The sequence below is a fragment of the Sphingomonas eleionomae genome (assembly GCF_049889035.1).
Lineage (GTDB): Bacteria > Pseudomonadota > Alphaproteobacteria > Sphingomonadales > Sphingomonadaceae > Sphingomonas.
Map to the genome: position 1 here is coordinate 854,595 of NZ_JBLTWP010000001.1, position 19,293 is coordinate 873,887.

The window sequence follows — 19,293 nt, forward strand, 5'->3', positions numbered from 1 at the left end:
TCGCCCCCCTTAGTGTCAGCTGAAAGCCATAACGCCATGCTGCACATTCAGGTTGCACCGCACAAGTAGGAAAGGTTCAGGAACCCCCCGCCCGCCCGGTCAGCATCGACTGGGTCAGGATCTGGGGCAGCACATCGGGTTGAGGCTTGCCGGGCGCGTACCACAGGTACAGCGGCACGCCCGCGCGGCCATTCGCCTCGATAAACCGGCCGAGCGCCGGGTCGCCATCGGTCCAGTCGCCGACCAGCACCGCCACCTTGCCCCCGGCAAGGGCATCGCGGACAGCATCGGTATCGATCACCGTCCGCTCGTTCACCTTGCACGTCACGCACCAGTCGGCGGTGAAATAGGCGAAAACCGGGCGTCCTTCGGCGCGAAGGGCGGCCAGCCGTGCCTCGCTGAACGGTTCGGCGCCGGCCAGCGTTTCCGCGGTGGCATTGGCGGGCGCAGGGCGGATCAGGGGGATTGCCGCAAGGCCGAGCACCAGCGCCAGCGTGCCGGGCAGCCAGGCCCGGGCGCTCATCCCGCGCTGAAGCCCGCCCGACCACCACAGGCCAAGGCCGAACAGCAGCGCCGCGCCCAGCCCCAGCGTCATGCCAGCAACCCCCGCCTGCTGACCCAGCACCCAGGCGAGCGCCAGCGCGGTCAGGAACATCGGCACGGACAACAGATGGCGCAGCCGCACCATCCAGTTGCCGGGTTTCGGCAAGCGCCGGCGGAGGGCGGGCACGAAACCGAGCAGCAGGAACGGCAGCGCAAGGCCAAGGCCAAGCCCGGCAAAGATCGCCAGGGCAACGGGAACGGGCAGGACCAGCGCCGCGCCCAGCGCCGCCGCCATGAACGGCCCGCTGCACGGCGTGGCGACGAATGCGGCCAGCGCGCCGGTCATGAACGCACCGCCCGACCCGCCATCGGTCAGGCGGGCAAGCGGCCCCGGCAGCGTCATTTCGAACAGCCCGGCAAGATTGAGGGCGATGGCGGTAACCAGCAGCAGCAGGATCAGGATCACCTGAGGGTTCTGAAGCTGAAACGCCCAGCCGACGCTGGCCCCGCCCGCCCGCAGCGCAAGCAGCAGGCCGCCAAGCGCCAGACAGACCAGCACGACCCCGGCGGTGTAGGCCAGCGCCTCCCGCCGTGCCTGGGCTTCTTCCCCGCCCGCCTTGGCAAGGCTGAGCGCCTTGAGGCTGAGGATCGGAAAGACGCAGGGCATGACATTGAGCAGTACTCCGCCCGCCAGCGCGCCGAGCAGCGCGATCAGCGCCGCGCCCCAATCCACCCCGCCGGACGGCAGGGCCGGTACCTCGCCCGGCGTTGCAGCGATGGCAAAGCCGCGCCCGGCATCGGTGGCGATCACCCCATCGATCCGGCTGGCCGTGCCGGTGGCGCGGGTTTCGACAAGCAGCCGGTCGCCGTCGCGCACCACCCGCTGCGGTGCGTCGTAATCGATCACATCGCCGGTCAGCGGAAAGAAATAGGCATCGCCGATCGGGCGGTCGGCGGGATAGGGAATGGAGAGGCGGATGGTGCGGGCATCGCCGTTGCCGGACAGGGCAAAGCGGGCCGGGCTGCCGATCGGGGGCGGGATCGCCTGTCGCCACGCATCGAACCGGGCGCGGCGCGACGGATCGACCGTGCCATCGCCGACCGTCAGCGTGATCGACCGTTCCGCCCGTTCGGGCACGCAAATCTCGTTCGTGCAGACCAGGTAATCGAGCCGCACGCTGACCGGGAGCCGCGTGCCGGGGGCCAGCCCGGGATCCAGCGTCAGCGTGACCAGCGGGGCGAACGGCCCTTCATACACATAGTTCATGATGTCCGCGACGATCAGCCGGTGCGGCACCGGATAGCGCGGTACCCCGGCCGTGACCCCGGCGGGCAGTGTCCAGTCATAGCGGGTGGCGACACCGGCGGCCCCGGGATTGAGCCAATATCCGTGCCAGCCGGCATCGGGCCGGGAATCGAAAGCAAGCGTCACTGTGCCGCCCGGCGCGGGTCGATCCGTCTCTGCCACCAGATCAATGGCGATATGCGGGCCGGGCGAGGTCCCCTGTGCCCATGCCGGCGAGACGAGCAGAATGGCGGCCGCCAGCATCAGGGCACGAAGGGCCAGCGTTACGGACGGAACAAGACGCATTCACCATTCCCGGTCGGGCGGACGGTGATCCGCCGCCCATCGGCCCGCCCTAGCGGGTTCGGCGGCGCACAGGCAATGCGTGCCATGGGCCATAGCGCCAGCGATGGCGGCGCGGCGGCCGGATCAGCGCGTTTCGTACGGCCGGATGCCGGGGCCGAGGGTATTTGCGCCGATGACCAGCCGCTCGCCGCTGGCATTGGCGACGAAAACGGGGTTCTTGTCGACGCCGGGGGCGAGGCGCGCGTCATTCCCCTCGACCCGCAGGCCGCCCGCGCGATGTTCCCGCGCCTCTGGCGACACGGCGATGAAGGCGGTCCAGTTTTCCTTGTTCCGACCCTGAACAAAGCTGTTGCCCGCGATGATGCCGGTGCCGCCGACGGACAGGTCGATCATGTAGTTCGTTTTTTGCCCGCGCGTGTCGTCAAAGCTGTTGTCGCGGATATCGACGCGTGGCCCGCGCAGCTTGACGTAATGCCCGCCCTCGCCCCGTTCGAAGCGCGAGCGGGTGACGGTGATCAGGCCGGTCGTTTCCAGATAGATGGAGTGCGCGCAGCTTTCGCTTTCGTCGCACTGGCCAAGGCCGGCAAAGGTCGAGCGGTCGATGGTGATGTTCCACGGTTCATCGGTCGCGCCCAGGATCCCTTCCTGACTGTCCAGGAACATGGAATTGCGGACGATCAGGTTGCCGCGTTCGATACGGATGCCAGCGCCATTGCCGTCGGCGACGCTGAACCCGCGAAAGATGATGCCGTCGACGACCGATGATTTGCCGCGCAGCACGAACGCCGCCTTGTCCTCGCACGTCTCACCCTCGAACACCACGGTGCCCGGCTCCCGCGCCCGGTAGGTGATGTTGCCGGTGATCTGAACCGTGCACTGGCGATAGACGCCGGGCGCGATCAGGATGGTGGAATTGCTGTCATGCGCCTCTGTCACGGCGGCGTCGATGGTGTCGAACGCCTGCCCCGTCTGTTCGATGACGAATGGCCCGCGCGACTGGGGCATGGCGATGCCCGGCACGGCGAGCACAAGGACTGCAATGGGAAGGGCAAGGCGCATTGCGGCAATTCTCCACGAGGTTTGCCCCGAATGCCGCCTGACCGCCCGGTTGAGAAGGCAAATTGAGGGTTAACCGCCGGTAGCCGCCGGGTTCAGCGCAGCGGCGACCAGCGGTGCGACCCGATCCGTCACCCGATCGATCCCCCTGGCATTGGGATGGATGGAATCGGCCTGCATCAGCGCGCGGTCGCCGATCACCCCGTCGAGGAAAAAGGGATAGAGCGGCACGCCATAGTCCTTGGCCAGCGCAGGATAGATGGCGTCGAACCGGCGGCGATAATCGGCCCCCATGTTGGGCGCGGCGACCATGCCGGTCAGCATCACCGGGATGCCGCGTTCCTTGAGCAGGTCCAGCATTCCGCGCAGATTGCGTTCGGTTTCGGCCGGATCGATGCCGCGCAGCATGTCGTTGCCGCCAAGGCCCAGGATCAGCAGGTCCGGCTTTCGCGGGAACCCGTCCAGCGTAAAGGCCAGCCGCTGCAACCCGCCCTGCGTCGTTTCGCCCGATACTCCGGCATTGCGGACATCGGCGGCGATGCCCCGCGCCGTCAGGCTGCGTTGCAGCGCGGCGGGAAAGCTTTCGTTCTGGGCAACGCCGTAACCGGCATAAAGGCTGTCCCCGAACGCGACGACGAGGCGCGCATCCGCGGCCTCCGCCCCGGCGGCGGCGGCGGGCTGCGCCGTGGGCGTGGCGGCGTTGTCCGCTGCAATGCCCGCTGCATTGTCCACCGCCGGTTCACCCGAACAGGCGGCCAGCAATTGCGCCGCAGCGCACAGCGCTACATATGTCGTTCCACGCCGAACCCAGTTCACACCCATACCGGGGATTTCCCTTACCAATGCACGCCACTGTCGAGCCTTTCCATATTGCGATCCAGGCGCGCAATGTCACCCTTACCCTTGGCACCAGCGCCGCCCCGACGGAAATCCTGAAAGGGATCGACCTGAGCATCCCGCAGGGGCAGAGCGTCGCCATCCTTGGCCCGTCCGGGTCGGGCAAATCGTCGCTGATGGCGATCCTGTCCGGCCTTGAGCGCGCGTCCGGCGGCGAGGTTCGCGTGGCGGACATGGAGTTCGGCCCGATGGACGAGGATGCGCTGGCCCGCGCGCGGCGGGGGCGGATCGGTATCGTCCTCCAATCCTTTCACCTGTTGCCCACCATGACCGCGCTGGAAAATGTTGCCGTGCCGATGGAGCTGGCGGGCGTGGCCGATGCGTTCGAGCGCGGGCGGGCCGAGCTGGAGGCGGTGGGCCTGGGCCATCGGCTGACCCATTATCCGGCGCAGCTGTCGGGCGGCGAGCAGCAGCGCGTGGCGATTGCCCGCGCCGTCGCGCCCCGCCCCGCCATCCTGTTCGCGGACGAGCCGACCGGCAATCTGGACGGCGCGACCAGCGGCGCGATCGAGGATATCCTGTTCGACCGGCAGCGGGCGGCGGGCGCAACGCTGGTCATCATCACCCATGACCCTGCCCTTGCCGAGCGATGCGACCGCGTGGTCGAAATGCGCGACGGCTTGATCGTCGCGGACCGGGCCAGCGCATGAGCGAGCGGCTGAGCTGGGCAGCGCTGTGGCGGATCGCGCGGCGCGATCTGCACGCCGGGTTTCGCGGGCTGCGCCTGCTGTTCGTCTGCCTGTTCCTGGGCGTGGCGACGCTGGCGACCATTGGCGGGCTGACCAGCGCAATCACGGGCGAGATCGCGTCCAAGGGCCAGTTGATCCTCGGCGGCGATGTCGAGGTGGAGATGACGCAGCGCGAGGCGAGCGAGGCGGAAAAGGCCGCGTTCCGCGCCGCCGGCCGCCTGTCCGAAACCATCCGCTTGCGCGCCATGGCCCAGCGGGTCGATACAGGCACCAACGGCCCGTCAGCGGTGCTGACAGAGTTGAAGGGCGTGGACACGGCCTATCCGCTGTATGGCACGCTGACCCTGCGGGGCGGGGCGGCGGCGCGGCTGACCGCGGACGAGGTGGTCATCGGCGCGGCGCTGGCCGAGCGGCTGGCGCTGAAACTCGGCGATCGCCTGCGCTATGGCAATGCCGATTACCGCATCCGCGACATCATTGCCGACGAACCCGACCGGGTGGGCGAAGGGTTCACGCTTGGCCCCGTCGCGCTCACTTCGCTCGACGGGTTGCGGCGCAGCGGCCTGATCCTGCCGGGCAGCCTGTATGAGAGCAAATACCGCATCCGCACGCCCGACGGCACCGATGCCAAGGCGGTGGCCGACCGGTTGAAGGCGGCGTTCCCGGAGGCGGGGCTGGACATCAAGACGCGCGATGGCGCGGCGCCGGGCACCAGCCGGTTTTTCGAGCGCATGGGCCAGTTCCTGGCGCTGATCGGGCTGGCCGCGCTAGCGATTGCGGGGATCGGGGTCAGCAACGGCGTTGGTTCCTATCTGGCGATCAAGCGGAACGGCATTGCCACGCTGAAAATCCTGGGCGCATCATCGGGCGATATTGCCCGCATCTACCTGATGCAGGTGGGCGCGGTGGCATTGCTGGCGATTGCGGTGGGGCTGGTGACGGGCATTGTCCTGCCCTTTGCACTGGTGACGGCGGTGCAGGACCTGTTGCCGGTTAAGCCGGGATTTGCGATCGCGCCGGGGGCGCTGGCGATCAGTGCGGGCTATGGCGTGCTGATCGCGCTGATCTTTACCCTGCCGCCGCTGGCACGCGCGCGCACCCTGCCCGCCGCTGCGATCTTTCGCGAAACCGTGGACCGGCGGGCGCGGATCGACCGGCGGACGATGGCGCTGGTCGCGCTGGCCGGGGCGGCGGTGCTGTCGCTGGCGCTGGGCACGGCGCGCGATCCGCTGTTCGCCGCAGCGGTGCTGAGCGGCGTTGCGGGCACCATCCTGTTGTTGCTGGGCATTGGCGTTGCCGTCAGATGGCTGGCGCGGCGGCTTCCCTCTCCGCGCCGTCCGCTGGCGCGGCTGGCGGTGGCGAACCTGTATCGACCGGGGGCGCAGACATCGGCGCTGGTCGTGGCGCTTGGCCTGGGCCTCACCCTGTTCGTCACGCTGGCGGCGATCCAGTCGAGCCTGACGAGCGAAATCCGCAACACCGTGCCGAAGAAAGCGCCGGACCAGTTCGTCCTGGATATCCCGATCGAGCGGCAGGCGGCGTTCGGCGCGCTGGTGCGGCAGCAGGCACCGGGCGCGGACCTCAACATCGTGCCCACCCTGCGCGGCACCATCGTCGCGTTTCGCGGGCAGCGGGTGGCGGAGATGAAGACCCTGCCCGAAGGCGCGTGGTTCCTGCGCGGTGAGCGGGGCGTCACCTATTCCGACACGCTGCCCGAAGGATCAGAGCTGACGGCGGGAAAATGGTGGCCAAGGGACTATACCGGGCCGCCGCTGATTTCGCTCGATCAGGAAGCGGCAAAGGTGATGCAGGTCGGCGTCGGCGACACGATCACCGTGTCGGTGCTGGGGCGGGAGATCGACGCGCGGATCGCATCGCTGCGTCAGGTGAACTGGGAAACGATGGGCTTCAACTACATCATGGTGTTCACGCCATCGACGCTGAAGGCCGCGCCGCACAGCCTGGCCGCGACGATCACCCTGCCCGGCACGGTGCAGCCGGGGATGACCCGCGCGCTGCTGGCGGCATTCCCGTCGGTTTCGGTGATCGATGTGGGCGAGGTGGTGGCGCAGGTGAGCGTGTCGCTGGGCCAGATGTCGACGGCGATCCTGCTGGCCGGATCGGTCGCGATCCTGGCGGGCATCGCGGTGCTGGTCGGTGCGATCGCGGCATCGCGGCAGGCGCGCGCCTATGACAGCGTGATCCTGAAAACGCTCGGCGCGACGCGGTGGCAGGTGCTGGGCGCGCAGGCGATCGAATATGCGCTGCTGGCCAGCGTGCTGGCCGGGGTGGCGCTGGCGCTTGGCCTGGGTGCGGCATGGTTTGTCATCGTGCGGATTTTCGAATTTGGCTGGTCGCCCGACTGGGCGCTGGTGCTGGGCACGCTGGGCGTTGGCGCGCTGGGGACGCTGGCCATCGGGCTGGCGGGATCGATCCCGATCATGTCGGTGCGCCCTGCACAGGCGCTCAGAGGGTTGTGATCCAATCGTCATTGCGAGCGTCAGCGAAGCAATCCAGTCCCGCGCTGGATTGCTTCCCTTACGCTCGCAATGACGGGGTTCAGTCCCTGGCCAGCATCCGGATGAGGCCGCTGAAATCCAGCGTGCCGTTCCCGTCATCGACGAAGCGCTGGTAGAGTTCGGCCGCGCGCCTGCCCATCGGCGTTGCCGCGCCCGCGCCGTCGGCGGCATCCATGGCGAGCTTCAGATCCTTGAGCATCAGCTGGGCAGCGAACCCGCCCTGATAGTCGCGGTCGGCGGGTGTTTCCGGGCCGACGCCGGGGACCGGGCAATAGCTGGTCATCGACCAGCTCTGCCCCGACGAAACCGACGCGATGTCGAAGAAGCGCTGTGCATCCAGCCCCAGCTTTTCGGCGAGCACGAACGCCTCGCACGTTGCGGCCATGGTCGCGCCGAGGATCATGTTGTTGCAGATCTTTGCCGCCTGACCCGCGCCGACGGCACCGGCATGGATCACCGACTTGCCCATGGCGGACAGGATCGGTTCCGCCCGGGCAAAGGCCGCGTCCGTCCCGCCGACCATGAAGGTGAGCGTGCCGGCATTGGCCGCCGCAATGCCGCCCGACACCGGCGCATCCACCGCCAGCAGGCCGCGCGTCGCCGCCGCTTCGGCCACGGCGCGGGCAGTAGCGACATCGATCGTCGAACAATCCATCAGCAGCGTGCCGGGCGTGGCCAGCGGGATCAGCTGATCGCGCCACACCTGATCGACATGGGTGCCGGCGGGCAGCATGGTGACAATGGCCTCTGCGCCCGCAACCGCCTCTTCCACCGACAGCGCGGCAAGGCACCCGGCGGTGCGGGCGCGATCCAGCGCGGCCTCCGACAGGTCATAGGCGCGCACGTCATGCCCGGCCTTTGCCAGATTGGCGGCCATCCCGCTGCCCATATTGCCAAGGCCGATAAAGGCGATGCTGGTCATTGGTTACTCCCGTTCCTCGCCCCCATGGAGAAGGGGACAGCGCAGCTTACGAGCCTGCATGCTGGCGAAGCTTGGTGAGGGGGGGTGCGCGCCTCCCCCTCTCCCAACCCTCTCCCCTGAAGGGGAGAGGGCTTTGCCAATCTCAACGCCCGGTCCAGGTGCCGGGACGCTTTTCCATGAACGCGGCCATGCCCTCTTTCTGGTCGGCCGTACCGAACAGGCCGTTGAACAGGCGGCGTTCGAACTGAACCCCCTGTGCCAGCGTGGTTTCGAACGCGGCGTTGACCAGTTCCTTGTTCGCCAGGACGGCGAGCGGCGGCATGGCGGCGATGGCGGCGGCGGTCCTTACCGCTTCGTCCACCAGATCGGCGGCGGGGACGATGCGGCTGACAAGACCGGCACGCTCAGCCTCGGCAGCGTCCATCATCCGGCCGGTGAGGACCATTTCCATCGCCTTTGCCTTGCCCACCGCGCGGGCCAGCCGCTGCGACCCGCCCATGCCGGGGGCCACGGCCAGCTTGATTTCCGGCTGGCCGAACCTGGCGGTATCGGCGGCCAGGATGAAATCGCACATCATCGCCAGCTCGCACCCGCCGCCGAGCGCATAGCCGGCAACCGCCGCGATCACCGGCTTGCGGGTGCGGGTAAACGCCTCCCACCCGCTGAAATGATTGCCGCCATACATGTCGGCAAAGCCCATTTCGGCCATTTCCTTGATATCCGCGCCGGCCGCGAACGCCTTTTCACTGCCGGTGATGACGGCGCAGCCCTGAGCCGGGTCGGCATCGAAGGCAGCGAGCGCGGCCAGCAGATCGGCCAGCACCTGCGCGTTCAGGGCGTTCAGCGCCTTTGGCCGGTTGAGCGTGATCAGCGTCACGCCGTCGGCGCGCGGTTCGACCAGGATGGTTTCGTAATCGGTCATCGCCTGCTCCTTATATCGTCATCCTGACCCTGGTTCAGGGTTCACCCATCCAAATTCCATGTCGCTGCCTGCTGCGCGATGGATGCTGAACCCAGTTCAGCATGACGCATTCACGCCGGCGTCCACGCCTCGTCGTCCGGCAGGGGCGCGAAGATGCGGTCGATCATGTGGTCGGTCATGTCCGAGATCGCCGACGGGTTCCAGACCGGCGCATTGTCCTTGTCGACAATCAGCGCGCGGACGCCCTCGATAAAGTCGGGCCGCTGAACGACGCGGGTGGCGACGGCATATTCCTGTCGCATCTCGTCCTCGAACGTCGGCATGGTCGCTGCGTCGAGCAGCAGCTTCAGACTGACCTTCATCGCCTGGGGCGACTTGGTGCGGATCGTGCCTAGCGTGTCGCGGGCAAAGTCGCTGTCGTCGGCTTCCAGCGCGGCCACGATCTCCTCCAGCCGGTCGCTGGCGAACAGGCGGTCGATCGCGTCGCGATGGGACAGGATCCGCGGCTGTGGCGCGGCGGCGGATAGGTCGGCCAGCACCGCCTCGATCCCGGTCGGGTCGGCGATGATGCGCGCCTTGGCATCCTCGAGCCGTTCGGCAGGCAGAAAATGCGTGGCAAGGCCAAGGGCGAGGCAGTCGGCCCCGTCGATCCGTGCGCCCGTCACCGCGAGATACTGGCCGATGCGGCCCGGCAGGCGGGACAGGTACCAGCCGCCGCCGACATCGGGGAACAGGCCGATACCGGTTTCGGGCATGGCCAGCCGGGTATTCTCGGTCGCCACGCGATAGCGCGCGGGCTGGCTGATGCCGACGCCGCCGCCCATGGTGATGCCATCCATGAACGCCACGATCGGCTTGGCATAGGTGAACAGCGCATGGTTCATGCGATATTCGATGCGAAAGAAATCACGGGCCGCGGCGCCATCGCCGCCGCCGCTTTCCGCCAGCATCCGGATATCGCCGCCCGCGCAGAAGCCCCGGCCATCCGCATGGTCGATCAGAACCGCCAGGATGCCGGCATCGTCGCGCCATTCGGCAAGCGCGGCCAGCACGGCAGCGCACATGTCGGTGGTCAGCGCATGGATCGCCTTTGGCCGGTTGAGCCGGATGCGACCCACCGCGCCGTCGCGGGTGATGAGGATGTCGCTCACTGGCGTAGCAGATCCCGGCCGACGATCATGCGCATCACCTGGTTCGTCCCTTCAAGGATCGAATGGACACGCAGGTCGCGCCAGAAGCGTTCAATGGGATAGTCCATCAGATAGCCGTACCCGCCGTGCAGTTGCAGCGCGCGGTCGACCACGGCGCTGCCGGTGTCGGTCGCCAGCCGCTTGGCCATGGCGGCAAAGCGCGTCTTGTCGGGCGCGTCCGCCGTCACCTTGGCCGCTGCCATGTAAAGGAGGGCGCGGGCGGCCTCCAGATCGGTGGCCATGTCGGCCAGCATGAACTGGGTATTCTGAAACTCGCCAATCGGCTGACCGAACTGTTTGCGGTCCTTTACATAGCCGATGCTTTCATCGAGGCAGCGCTGCGCCCCGCCGAGCGAACAGGCGCCGATGTTGAGGCGGCCGCCATCCAGGCCCATCATGGCGATGCGGAACCCCTGCCCCTCTGCGCCGACCAGATTTTCGACCGGCACGCGAACGTCCTCAAGGATCACCTGCCGCGTCGGCTGCGAATGCCAGCCGAGCTTGCGCTCGTTCGCGCCGAAGCTGACGCCCGGCATATCCCGCTCGATGGCAAGGCAGGAAATGCCCTTTGGCCCATCCTCCCCGGTGCGGCACATCACCAGATACAGTTCGTTCTCACCGCCGCCGGAAATGAACTGCTTGGTGCCGGTGACGACATAATGGTCGCCGTCCCGGACTGCGCGCGTCTTGAGCGCCGCCGCGTCGGACCCGGACGACGGTTCGGTCAGGCAATAGCTGGCGATCCAGTCCATCGTGACCAGCTTGTCGAGATACTTGCCCTTCACCGCGTCCGATCCGAACCGGTCCAGCATCCAGGCGGCCATGTTGTGGATGGAAATGAACGCGCTGGTCGACGGGCAGCCATAGGCCATCGCCTCCATGATCAGCGCGGCCTCCAGCCGGCCAAGCCCGATGCCGCCCGATGCCTCGCTGACATAGATGGCGGCAAAGCCCAGTTCCGCCGCGGCCTTGATCGTGTCGCGCGGAAAGATGTGCTTTTCGTCCCATTCCGCCGCAAAGGGCGTGATGGCATCGGCGGTGAAACGGCGCGCAAGCTCCTGAATCTCGCGCTGATCGTCGGTCAGATCGAACTGGGTCATTTTGCTTCCTTTAGCACCGCTTCGGCGAACCAGCGGGTCGCCACTTCGGAGCTGTTGCCTTCATACCAGCGCGGGGGGGGCATGCCCTTTTCCCACGCAATCGCTTCGGTGAGCGTGCCCTGAGCGGAGGGGACGTCCACGGTCATGGCGAGCGGCGCGATGGGATCGGCATAGGCCGCGTCCGCCGTGACGATGGTCCATCCCTTTGCCCGCAGCGCCGCGACGAGATCGGGCAGGAACAGGGCAGCAAGGTCAGTTTCGTGCATCAGCATGACATGGGCGGGCGAGCGGCCCAGCGCCGTGCGGGCGATCCGGTCATACGCCTCCGCCGCATCGACGTGCATCCGGACATAGAGGTCGCGCAGGCCATCCATGTCCATCGACTTGCCCGCCCGTTTTGCGGCGATGGTCATCCCTTCAAGGTTCCAGTCGCTGGCATCCGCCGTGACATAGCCGTTCGTCAACCCGCGTTGGCGAAGGCCAGCGCGGACGGCATCGCGCCTTGCCTTGTCGGCACGCCCTTCATTGAGGAACGGGAAGCGGAACCAAGGGCGATGGCCCGGCTGTTTCGACAGCCAAGCCTCTGCCCGGTCGATATCGGCCAGATATTGCTCGGCCGTCAGGTCGGTCAGCGCGGGGTGCGAAAAGCTGTGGTTGGCGAGCACATGACCCGCGGCGACATAGGCGGCCAGCCGCGCCTCTCCCCCCTGTCCGTCCGGGCGGGACAGGAAACCGGGATTGACGAAGAACGCCGCCTGTTCGACGCCCGCCCGCTTCAGCCCGTCGATCAGGCGGGCCGTCCGCTCGTCCGGCGTCAGGAAGGCACCGCGATCGCGCGGGGCGTCGTCAAAGGTGAGCGCGATCCGCTTGTCCTGCGCGGCCACCGGCGCGGCAAGACCGAGGACCAGCAACAGCGCGGCAAGGAAACGGACCAGCATCGGCGGGTTACCCCATCGTCGGAATGACGAACGCATTGCTACCGTCCGGCGCGCCATCGGGCCAGCGTTGGGTGACCGTCTTGACCCGGGTCCAGAACCGGACGCCCTCCATCCCGTGCTGGTTCACGTCGCCAAAGGCGCTGCGCTTCCACCCGCCAAAGCTGTGATAGGCGACGGGCACCGGGATCGGCACGTTGATGCCGACCATGCCGACATTGACCCGCGCGGCAAATTCGCGGGCGGCATGGCCGTTGCGGGTAAAGATGGCGACGCCGTTGCCATATTGATGCTCGCTGGGGAGGCGCAGCGCCTCCTCGAAATCATTCGCGCGGACGATCTGCAGCACCGGGCCGAAGATTTCCTCGCGGTAGCTCGCCATCGTCGGGGTCACGCGGTCGAACAGGCTGGGGCCGATGAAAAAGCCCTGTTCATGCCCCTGAAGCGCAAAGCCGCGTCCGTCGATGACCAGTTCCGCGCCCTCGTCCACCCCGGTCTGGATCCACTGTTCCACCCGCGCGCGGTGCGCGGCGTTGACCACCGGGCCGTAATGCGCGTCGGCATCCGTGGACACGCCCACGCGAAGGGCATGGATTGCGGGGATCAGCTTGTCGCGCAGGCGATCGGCGGTCTGTTCGCCCACCGGCACCACGACCGGCAGCGCCATGCAGCGCTCGCCGGCCGATCCGAATGCGGCGCCGGACAGGTCGGCCACCACCTGATCCAGATCGGCATCGGGCATGACGATGCCGTGATTCTTGGCCCCGCCCATCGCCTGCACCCGCTTGCCCGCATCGACGCCGCGCCGATAGACATAATGGGCGATGTCGGACGATCCGACAAAGCTGACCGCGCCGATGGCGGGATGATCGAGGATCGCGTCGACCATCGCCTTGTCGCCATGCACGACCTGAAGGATGCCGTCGGGCAGCCCCGCCTCGCTGAACAGTTCGGCGAGGCGGACGGGAACCGACGGATCGCGCTCCGACGGTTTCAGGATAAAGGCGTTGCCGCAGGCGATGGCGACGCCGGACATCCAGAGCGGGATCATCGCGGGAAAGTTGAACGGCGTGATGCCGGCCCCGATGCCGATGGGCGTGCGCATCGAATAGACATCGATGCCGGGGCCTGCGCCGGGGGTATATTCGCCCTTCAGCGCGTGCGGGATGCCGCAGGCGAACTCGATCACCTCAAGCCCCCGCTGAATATCGCCCTTGGCGTCGGCAATCACCTTGCCATGTTCGGAGGACAATAGATGGGCCAGGCTGTCCATGTTCGCCTCGACCAGTTCCTTGAACCGGAACAGGACGCGGGCACGCCGCTGCGGATTGGTGGCGGCCCAGCCGGGCTGAGCGGCCTGAGCCGCGGCGACGGCGGCATCGAGGACCGCAGCATCGCCCAGCGCCACGCGGGCCTGAACCGTCCCGGCATTGGGATCGAACACATCGCCGTGCCGCGTCGCGGCGGGCACTGGCCCGGCCAGAAAATGGTCGATCATCCGCATCGCATCGTCTCCTGTGGCATCATCGCCGGTCTGACGCCGACTCATGAACGCGTAATTTAATTGCGTTGTGCCACAGGCGACAGGATGTGTCAGCCCGCCAAAATCCAATCTTTCTGTCGCAAATATGACGTAATAAAATTACGTTTTGTCATTCAAATGTCATCAATGGCTAACTCCGCGTTTACCGGAATTGGAAGAAAACGAAGTGATGGTGCAGTCGTCGTTCACCCTTACCCCAAACAGTTCTCCGCTGCCGGACTGGCTGCGTGGAGCGGATTGCAACATCGCATCGGTAACTGCCGAGACGCCCATGCGGACCGTCGTCGCATTGTTCGAGAAAAATATCGATTTGCGTCTGCTGCCCGTCGTTGATGACGGCAATCGTCCGATCGGCGCGATCTTCGAACGGGATATTCGCCGCTTGGTGCTTAACCCTTTTGGCCATGCACTGATGCGTAATCCGGCATATGGGGACCGGATTGACGCGCTGATACGGCCATGTCCCGTCGCGGAAGTGGACCTGCCCGTTTGCAAACTGCTGTCCCGGTATGAGGAAGCCCGCGGAACCGAGGGCATGGTTCTGACGGTCGGCGGACGGCTGCGCGCGGTGGTCCCAAACCGGCGCCTCGTTCAACTCGCTGCCGAAGTCGCCATGATCCGGGCAGACAGCGAGGTTGCCAAAGCACGCCGGATCGAAGCCTCCGCCGCATCGTTCGAGGCCGAGGTGGCAGCGCTGGCCAACACAATGGCTGATCTTTCCGACCGGCTGGAAGCCCATGCCGTCTCGACGCTGGATCGTGCCGGACTGGTCGGTGACAAGGCGACTGCCGTGGCAGCGGCGGCGGATCAGACAGGTAGCGCGATGGATGGCATCGCCGATAACAGCGCAATGCTGGCCGGGGCGTTCGATCGCATCGCCGGTCAGATGGACGACGCCGAGCGATCGGCCGGGTCCGCGGCATTGCTGGCCGCGCATGGACGCAGGCGCGCGGCAGAACTGGTTCAGTCCGCGCGGTCGATCGATACCGTGATCAGCCTGATCACGGATATTGCATCGCAGGTAAACCTGCTTGCGTTGAATGCCTCGATTGAGGCTGCACGCGCCGGCGAAGCAGGCCGCGGCTTCACTGTCGTGGCCAATGAGGTCAAGGGACTGTCGAGCCAGGCCGCAGTCGCCGCAGCCAGCATCACCCGGCACGTCGAGGCGATCAGCACCGGTTTTGAAACGATTGCCGACAGCCAGGACGAGGTAGCGACCGCTGTCGGGTCAATCGCAGCGCTATCGGCCGAAATCCGCAATGCGATGGCACTTCAGCGAGCCGCGACACGCACCATCGCCGATCACGCCAGCGAAGTTGTGTCGGCATCGGATGCCATCCGGTCAGATATGTCCGACCTTTCGGGCAGTGCGGGCGAGGCTACATCAGGCGCAAGGGAGATCCGCGAACTTGCACGGCTCCTTAATCGCGGAACCAGACAGTTGTCCGGGGAAGCATCCCGCTTTCTTGCCGAACTTCGGGCGGCCTAACGCCCTTCAGGCTCTGGCACGCGCAGCATGGCGAGCGCGGCGAGCACGAACACCCCGGCGGCAAAGGCCATGGTCCATACCGGCTGATCGGGAAAAAACGCTTTCATGATCGTGCCCATGACGGTCGCCACGAGCAGTTGCGGGATGACCACGAACACGTTGAACAGGCCCATATAGATGCCCAGTTTCTGCTGCGGCAAGGCCGAGGCGAGGATGGCATAGGGCATGGCCAGGATCGAGGCCCAGGCGATGCCGATGCCGATTTCGCTGACGATCAGCCAGCGATGGTCGGTGATGACGAAAAAGCCGGCAAAGCCCGCCGCCCCGGCGAGCAGCGCGATCATGTGGGTGCGCACCCGCCCGACCCGGCGCGCCAGCAGCGGGAGGAAGGTCAGTGCCGCCACCGCCGCAATGCCGTTATAGATGGCGAACAGCACGCCCGCCCAGTTGCCCCCGGCATTATAGGCCGCGCCGCTGGTGTCGGTTGCCCCGAAATAGTTCGCGGCGACCACCGGCGTCGTATAAATCCACATGATGAACAATGCGGACCAGCTGAAAAACTGGACCAGCGCCAGCCGTTTCATGATGTCGGGCATTCCGGCAAAATCGCCGACGATGCTGGCCAGCATATGGTCATCCCGGCCGTTCCGGGCGAGCAGGATGCCCGCGATGCTGGCGATGCCATAACCGATCAGCAGACCGCCGAGCAGGAACATCTCCTTTTCCAGTGCGAATGCCTGAACCGCGGCGATGACCGCCGCGCCCGCACCGATCCAAAGGAGGCTGGCGACAAAGCTGCGGCTGGACAGCGCGCGCACAGGCTGAGCCGCCGCCTCTGCCTCGCCGTCGAATGCGGCAAGCTCGGCCGGCGAATATTCGCGGGTCGTCACGATGGTCCACAGGACGGCAAGGAACAGCGCGGCCCCGCCCGCCCAGAAGCTCCATCGCACGGTGTCGGGGACCACCCCGGGCGCGGCCTCGTTCGCGACGCCAAGGCTGGTCAGCAGCCAGGGGAACATCGAGCCGGCCACCGCGCCGACGCCGATGAACGCCGTCTGCACCGCATAGCCGGCGGTATGCTGATCCTTGCGCAGCATGTCGCCGACGAATGCGCGAAACGGCTCCATCGAGATGTTGAGCGAGGCGTCGAGCAGCCACAACATGATCGCGGCAAAGATCAGATGTTCGGCCAGCGGCATCAGGAACAGCGACAGGGCAGCGAGCACCGCACCGGCCAGGAAATAGGGGCGGCGGCGACCAAGGCGGCCAAGCCAGGTCCGGTCGCTGAGATGCCCGATCACCGGCTGCACCAGTAGTCCGGTCAGCGGCGCGGCGATCCACAGCGCGGGCAGATTGTCGAGCGATTCACCCAAGGTCTGGAAAATGCGGCTCATATTCGCGTTCTGAAGCGCGAACCCGATCTGAATGCCGAAAAAGCCGAAGCTGATGTTGAACAGACCCGCCCAGCCCTGACGCGGCTTTTCCATGGTCCTCCCCTTACATGACGCTGTGTTGTTGCCCCGACCTTGCGGGCAAGCGCGGGCCAATGGAACCGGTATTCGTATGCGCGGGATATGCGCCGCACCCGCGTCATTTTTGCCGATGTGGCTCTAGCCGCCGCCGCTGAGCACCGATAAGGCTGTGCCAGTCGCCCGCCAACGCCCAAAGGATCCCGCACCATGCCCAGTGGCCTGATTGCCCTGCTTGACGATGTGGCCACGCTGACCAAGCTGGCGGCGACGTCGATCGACGATGCGGGGGCCGCAGCCGCGCGGGCGGGCAGCAAGACGGTGGGCGTGGTGATCGACGATGCGGCGGTGACGCCCGGCTATGTCGTCGGTCTGCCGCCGCAGCGGGAATTGCCGATCATCGGCAAGATTGCGCTGGGATCGCTGAAGAACAAGCTGTTGTTCCTGTTGCCCGCCGCGCTGGTGATCAGCGCGTTCCTGCCGTGGCTGCTGACGCCGCTATTGATGATTGGCGGCGCCTATCTGTGTTTCGAGGGCGCGGAAAAGGTGGCACACAAGCTGTCCGGCCATCATGGCGGAGAGGGCGTCGAAGCGATCACCGACCCCGCCGAACTGGAAGAACGTCAGGTAACGGGCGCGATCCGCACCGATTTCATCCTGTCCGCCGAAATCATGGCCATTGCGCTGGCCGATGTCGAAGCCAGCCCGATCTGGCAGCAGGCCATCGTGCTGGCCCTGGTCGGCACGGCGGTGACGGTCGGCGTTTACGGCGTGGTCGGCCTGATCGTGAAGATGGACGATATCGGCCTTCATCTGGCCAAGGGCAAAGGGGCACAGGCGGCGTTCGGCCGGGGACTGGTGGCGGCGATGCCCCGCCTGCTTTCCACCCTGTCGGTGATCGGCACGGCCGCGATGATCTGGGTCGGCGGCGGGATCATCGTCCATGGGCTGGCCGAGTTCGGTCTGGACTGGCCGGAGCACGTCATCCACGACGCGGCCGTCGCCGCAGGTGGCGCGGTGCCCGCTCTGCATGGCCTGGTCGAATGGGCGGTGACCGCGATCGGCAGCGGGATCATCGGCGCGATCCTGGGTGCCGCGATTGTCGGGGTGCTGCACCTGATCCCGAAGAAGGACAAGGCGGCGGCAGCGCACTAACGCCAGTCGCGCCAAGCCGCACAGCGGATCAGCCGCCGCTGGATTGCCGGACCTCAAGATGCACGGGCAGCACCTGATCCTGCACGGCCTCGCCATGGATCAGGCCGATCAGCGTGTCGACCAGCATCCGCCCGGCCGCCCGGCTGTCCTGCACCACGCTGGTCAGCGGAGGACGGGTGAGCCGCGCGGCGGGGATGTTGTCGAACCCGACGATGGCGACATCGCCCGGCACGTCCCGGCCGGCGGCTTGAAGGGTACGCATCGCTCCGATGGCGATCAGATCACTGGCACAGACCAGCGCGTCGAACGGCAGCCCACGCGACAGCAGGGCGGCGGCGGCCGCCTCCCCATCCGCCTCGTTCGACAGGGCATCGGCCTGTAGCGCGGGATCGCTGGCCAGCCCAGCGGCCTGCAACGCGGCCTCATGCCCCCGATAGCGGGCAAAGAATTCCGGATAATGGGTGGAGGCATCGCCCAGAAATCCGATCCGTCGCCGCCCCCGGTCGATCAGGTGGCGGGTCGCATCATGTCCGCCCTGAAAATTGTTGGAACCGATCGTCACGCCCGGCTGTCCATCCCGGCTGGAGCCCCAGAGCACGAAATGCGTCCCCTGTGCCACCAGCTGTTCCAGCCGCCCGCGATAGGTTTCGTAATCGCCATAGCCGAGCAGGATGATGCCGTCCGCCTTGCGGCTGTCCTCATAATCCTTGTGCCAGTCGGTGCTGAACTGCTGAAACGAGATCAACAGGTCATAGCCGCGCTGGGCGCAGGCGCGGGTGATCGAACCCAGCATGGACAGGAAGAACGGATTGATCTGGCTGTCATCGGGCGAGGGATCCTCGAAGAACAGCAGGGCCAGCGTGTTCGAATGCTGGGAGCGCAGGTTCGAGGCGTTCTTGTCCACCTTGTAATTCAGCTGGGCGGCAATCGCCTCGATCCGCTTGCGCGTCTCCTCGCTGATCGCCGGACTGCCGCGAAGGGCCCGCGAAACCGTCGGCTGGGACACCCCGGCCAGTTCGGCGATATCGAAACTCGTGATCTTGCGCGGTGCCGTCATCGCCAGGCCATGCCCCCTCCCCCAGATTTGCGCCACCCGATTTCAAAGATCGGGTATGCCGCAGTGATGCCGAAATGCCGCACTGGCCTGTCCTTTGGCCCCCGTGCATACGAGTGCATAGGCGTATTCGTATGCACATTTGTTGCCCGCGCCAAGGGGGCGAACGCATTCAGCCGGCATCGGATGCACGGTGCCCGATCTTGAATTCAGCACCCT

15 protein-coding genes are annotated in these 19,293 nt (G+C 66.6%); 4 read left to right on the plus strand and 11 right to left on the minus strand.

What is annotated here, in order from left to right:
* Nucleotides 1-76: 76 nt before the first annotated feature.
* The 3 genes from ACNI3Q_RS03900 to ACNI3Q_RS03910 form a co-directional block, all read right to left on the minus strand.
* Nucleotides 77-2,134 (minus strand): protein-disulfide reductase DsbD family protein, encoded by a 2,058-nt coding sequence (locus ACNI3Q_RS03900; RefSeq protein ID WP_426274095.1) that lies wholly within the window; start codon nt 2,132-2,134, stop codon nt 77-79.
* Nucleotides 2,135-2,257: 123 nt separating this feature from the next.
* The gene (locus ACNI3Q_RS03905; RefSeq protein ID WP_426274096.1) at nt 2,258-3,193 is read right to left on the minus strand and encodes a right-handed parallel beta-helix repeat-containing protein; all 936 of its coding nucleotides are present in this window, start codon (nt 3,191-3,193) and stop codon (nt 2,258-2,260) included.
* A gap of 69 nt (nt 3,194-3,262) precedes the next feature.
* A complete protein-coding gene (locus ACNI3Q_RS03910; protein ID WP_426274097.1) occupies nt 3,263-4,012 on the minus strand; it encodes an arylesterase in 750 nt (249 codons plus the stop codon).
* Between the two features lie 20 nt (nt 4,013-4,032).
* Between ACNI3Q_RS03910 and ACNI3Q_RS03915 the strand changes: the two genes are divergently transcribed.
* Both ACNI3Q_RS03915 and ACNI3Q_RS03920 read left to right on the plus strand, forming a co-directional pair.
* The gene (locus ACNI3Q_RS03915) at nt 4,033-4,737 is read left to right on the plus strand and encodes an ABC transporter ATP-binding protein (RefSeq protein WP_426274098.1); all 705 of its coding nucleotides are present in this window, start codon (nt 4,033-4,035) and stop codon (nt 4,735-4,737) included.
* Nucleotides 4,734-7,256, plus strand: coding sequence for an ABC transporter permease (locus ACNI3Q_RS03920; RefSeq protein WP_426274099.1), 2,523 nt, complete (start codon nt 4,734-4,736; stop codon nt 7,254-7,256). Before ACNI3Q_RS03915 ends, ACNI3Q_RS03920 begins: the two co-directional genes overlap by 4 nt.
* A gap of 79 nt (nt 7,257-7,335) precedes the next feature.
* Here ACNI3Q_RS03920 and mmsB read toward each other — a convergent pair whose 3' ends face one another.
* The 6 genes from mmsB to ACNI3Q_RS03950 form a co-directional block, all read right to left on the minus strand.
* Nucleotides 7,336-8,217 carry a 3-hydroxyisobutyrate dehydrogenase gene (gene mmsB, locus ACNI3Q_RS03925; protein ID WP_426274100.1) on the minus strand — a complete coding sequence of 294 codons (882 nt, stop codon included), beginning with the start codon at nt 8,215-8,217 and terminating at the stop codon, nt 7,336-7,338.
* Nucleotides 8,218-8,359: 142 nt separating this feature from the next.
* Nucleotides 8,360-9,139, minus strand: a complete 780-nt coding sequence (locus ACNI3Q_RS03930) for an enoyl-CoA hydratase (protein ID WP_426274101.1) — start codon at nt 9,137-9,139, stop codon at nt 8,360-8,362.
* Between the two features lie 110 nt (nt 9,140-9,249).
* The gene (locus ACNI3Q_RS03935; RefSeq protein ID WP_426274102.1) at nt 9,250-10,290 is read right to left on the minus strand and encodes an enoyl-CoA hydratase/isomerase family protein; all 1,041 of its coding nucleotides are present in this window, start codon (nt 10,288-10,290) and stop codon (nt 9,250-9,252) included.
* A complete protein-coding gene (locus ACNI3Q_RS03940) occupies nt 10,287-11,429 on the minus strand; it encodes an acyl-CoA dehydrogenase family protein (RefSeq protein WP_426274103.1) in 1,143 nt (380 codons plus the stop codon). Before ACNI3Q_RS03940 ends, ACNI3Q_RS03935 begins: the two co-directional genes overlap by 4 nt.
* The gene (locus ACNI3Q_RS03945; protein WP_426274104.1) at nt 11,426-12,367 is read right to left on the minus strand and encodes a polysaccharide deacetylase family protein; all 942 of its coding nucleotides are present in this window, start codon (nt 12,365-12,367) and stop codon (nt 11,426-11,428) included. The genes ACNI3Q_RS03940 and ACNI3Q_RS03945 overlap by 4 nt, the downstream gene beginning before the upstream one ends.
* A 7-nt stretch (nt 12,368-12,374) precedes the next feature.
* Nucleotides 12,375-13,868 (minus strand): CoA-acylating methylmalonate-semialdehyde dehydrogenase, encoded by a 1,494-nt coding sequence (locus ACNI3Q_RS03950; RefSeq protein ID WP_426274203.1) that lies wholly within the window; start codon nt 13,866-13,868, stop codon nt 12,375-12,377.
* A gap of 208 nt (nt 13,869-14,076) precedes the next feature.
* Between ACNI3Q_RS03950 and ACNI3Q_RS03955 the strand changes: the two genes are divergently transcribed.
* Complete coding sequence (locus ACNI3Q_RS03955) at nt 14,077-15,396, plus strand: methyl-accepting chemotaxis protein (protein WP_426274105.1); 1,320 nt, start codon at nt 14,077-14,079, stop codon at nt 15,394-15,396.
* Here the strand turns inward: ACNI3Q_RS03955 and ACNI3Q_RS03960 are convergent.
* Complete coding sequence (locus ACNI3Q_RS03960) at nt 15,393-16,883, minus strand: MFS transporter (RefSeq protein ID WP_426274106.1); 1,491 nt, start codon at nt 16,881-16,883, stop codon at nt 15,393-15,395. The genes ACNI3Q_RS03955 and ACNI3Q_RS03960 overlap by 4 nt on opposite strands.
* Before the next feature lie 192 nt (nt 16,884-17,075).
* Between ACNI3Q_RS03960 and ACNI3Q_RS03965 the strand changes: the two genes are divergently transcribed.
* Nucleotides 17,076-18,020 (plus strand): DUF808 domain-containing protein, encoded by a 945-nt coding sequence (locus ACNI3Q_RS03965; RefSeq protein WP_426274107.1) that lies wholly within the window; start codon nt 17,076-17,078, stop codon nt 18,018-18,020.
* Between the two features lie 28 nt (nt 18,021-18,048).
* Here ACNI3Q_RS03965 and ACNI3Q_RS03970 read toward each other — a convergent pair whose 3' ends face one another.
* A complete protein-coding gene (locus ACNI3Q_RS03970; RefSeq protein WP_426274108.1) occupies nt 18,049-19,077 on the minus strand; it encodes a LacI family DNA-binding transcriptional regulator in 1,029 nt (342 codons plus the stop codon).
* Between the last annotated feature and the right edge of the window lie 216 nt (nt 19,078-19,293).

Coding starts and splice junctions, on each gene's coding strand:
- ACNI3Q_RS03915 (WP_426274098.1), top strand. CDS start 4,033: ATGCACGCCACTGTCGAGCCTTTCCATATTGCGATCCAGGCGCGCAAT.
- ACNI3Q_RS03955 (WP_426274105.1), top strand. CDS start 14,077: ATGGTGCAGTCGTCGTTCACCCTTACCCCAAACAGTTCTCCGCTGCCG.
- ACNI3Q_RS03945 (WP_426274104.1), bottom strand. CDS start 12,367: ATGCTGGTCCGTTTCCTTGCCGCGCTGTTGCTGGTCCTCGGTCTTGCC.
- ACNI3Q_RS03905 (WP_426274096.1), bottom strand. CDS start 3,193: ATGCGCCTTGCCCTTCCCATTGCAGTCCTTGTGCTCGCCGTGCCGGGC.
- ACNI3Q_RS03950 (WP_426274203.1), bottom strand. CDS start 13,868: ATGCGGATGATCGACCATTTTCTGGCCGGGCCAGTGCCCGCCGCGACG.
- ACNI3Q_RS03965 (WP_426274107.1), top strand. CDS start 17,076: ATGCCCAGTGGCCTGATTGCCCTGCTTGACGATGTGGCCACGCTGACC.
- ACNI3Q_RS03930 (WP_426274101.1), bottom strand. CDS start 9,139: ATGACCGATTACGAAACCATCCTGGTCGAACCGCGCGCCGACGGCGTG.
- ACNI3Q_RS03920 (WP_426274099.1), top strand. CDS start 4,734: ATGAGCGAGCGGCTGAGCTGGGCAGCGCTGTGGCGGATCGCGCGGCGC.
- mmsB (WP_426274100.1), bottom strand. CDS start 8,217: ATGACCAGCATCGCCTTTATCGGCCTTGGCAATATGGGCAGCGGGATG.
- ACNI3Q_RS03970 (WP_426274108.1), bottom strand. CDS start 19,077: ATGACGGCACCGCGCAAGATCACGAGTTTCGATATCGCCGAACTGGCC.
- ACNI3Q_RS03940 (WP_426274103.1), bottom strand. CDS start 11,429: ATGACCCAGTTCGATCTGACCGACGATCAGCGCGAGATTCAGGAGCTT.
- ACNI3Q_RS03900 (WP_426274095.1), bottom strand. CDS start 2,134: ATGCGTCTTGTTCCGTCCGTAACGCTGGCCCTTCGTGCCCTGATGCTG.
- ACNI3Q_RS03910 (WP_426274097.1), bottom strand. CDS start 4,012: ATGGGTGTGAACTGGGTTCGGCGTGGAACGACATATGTAGCGCTGTGC.
- ACNI3Q_RS03960 (WP_426274106.1), bottom strand. CDS start 16,883: ATGGAAAAGCCGCGTCAGGGCTGGGCGGGTCTGTTCAACATCAGCTTC.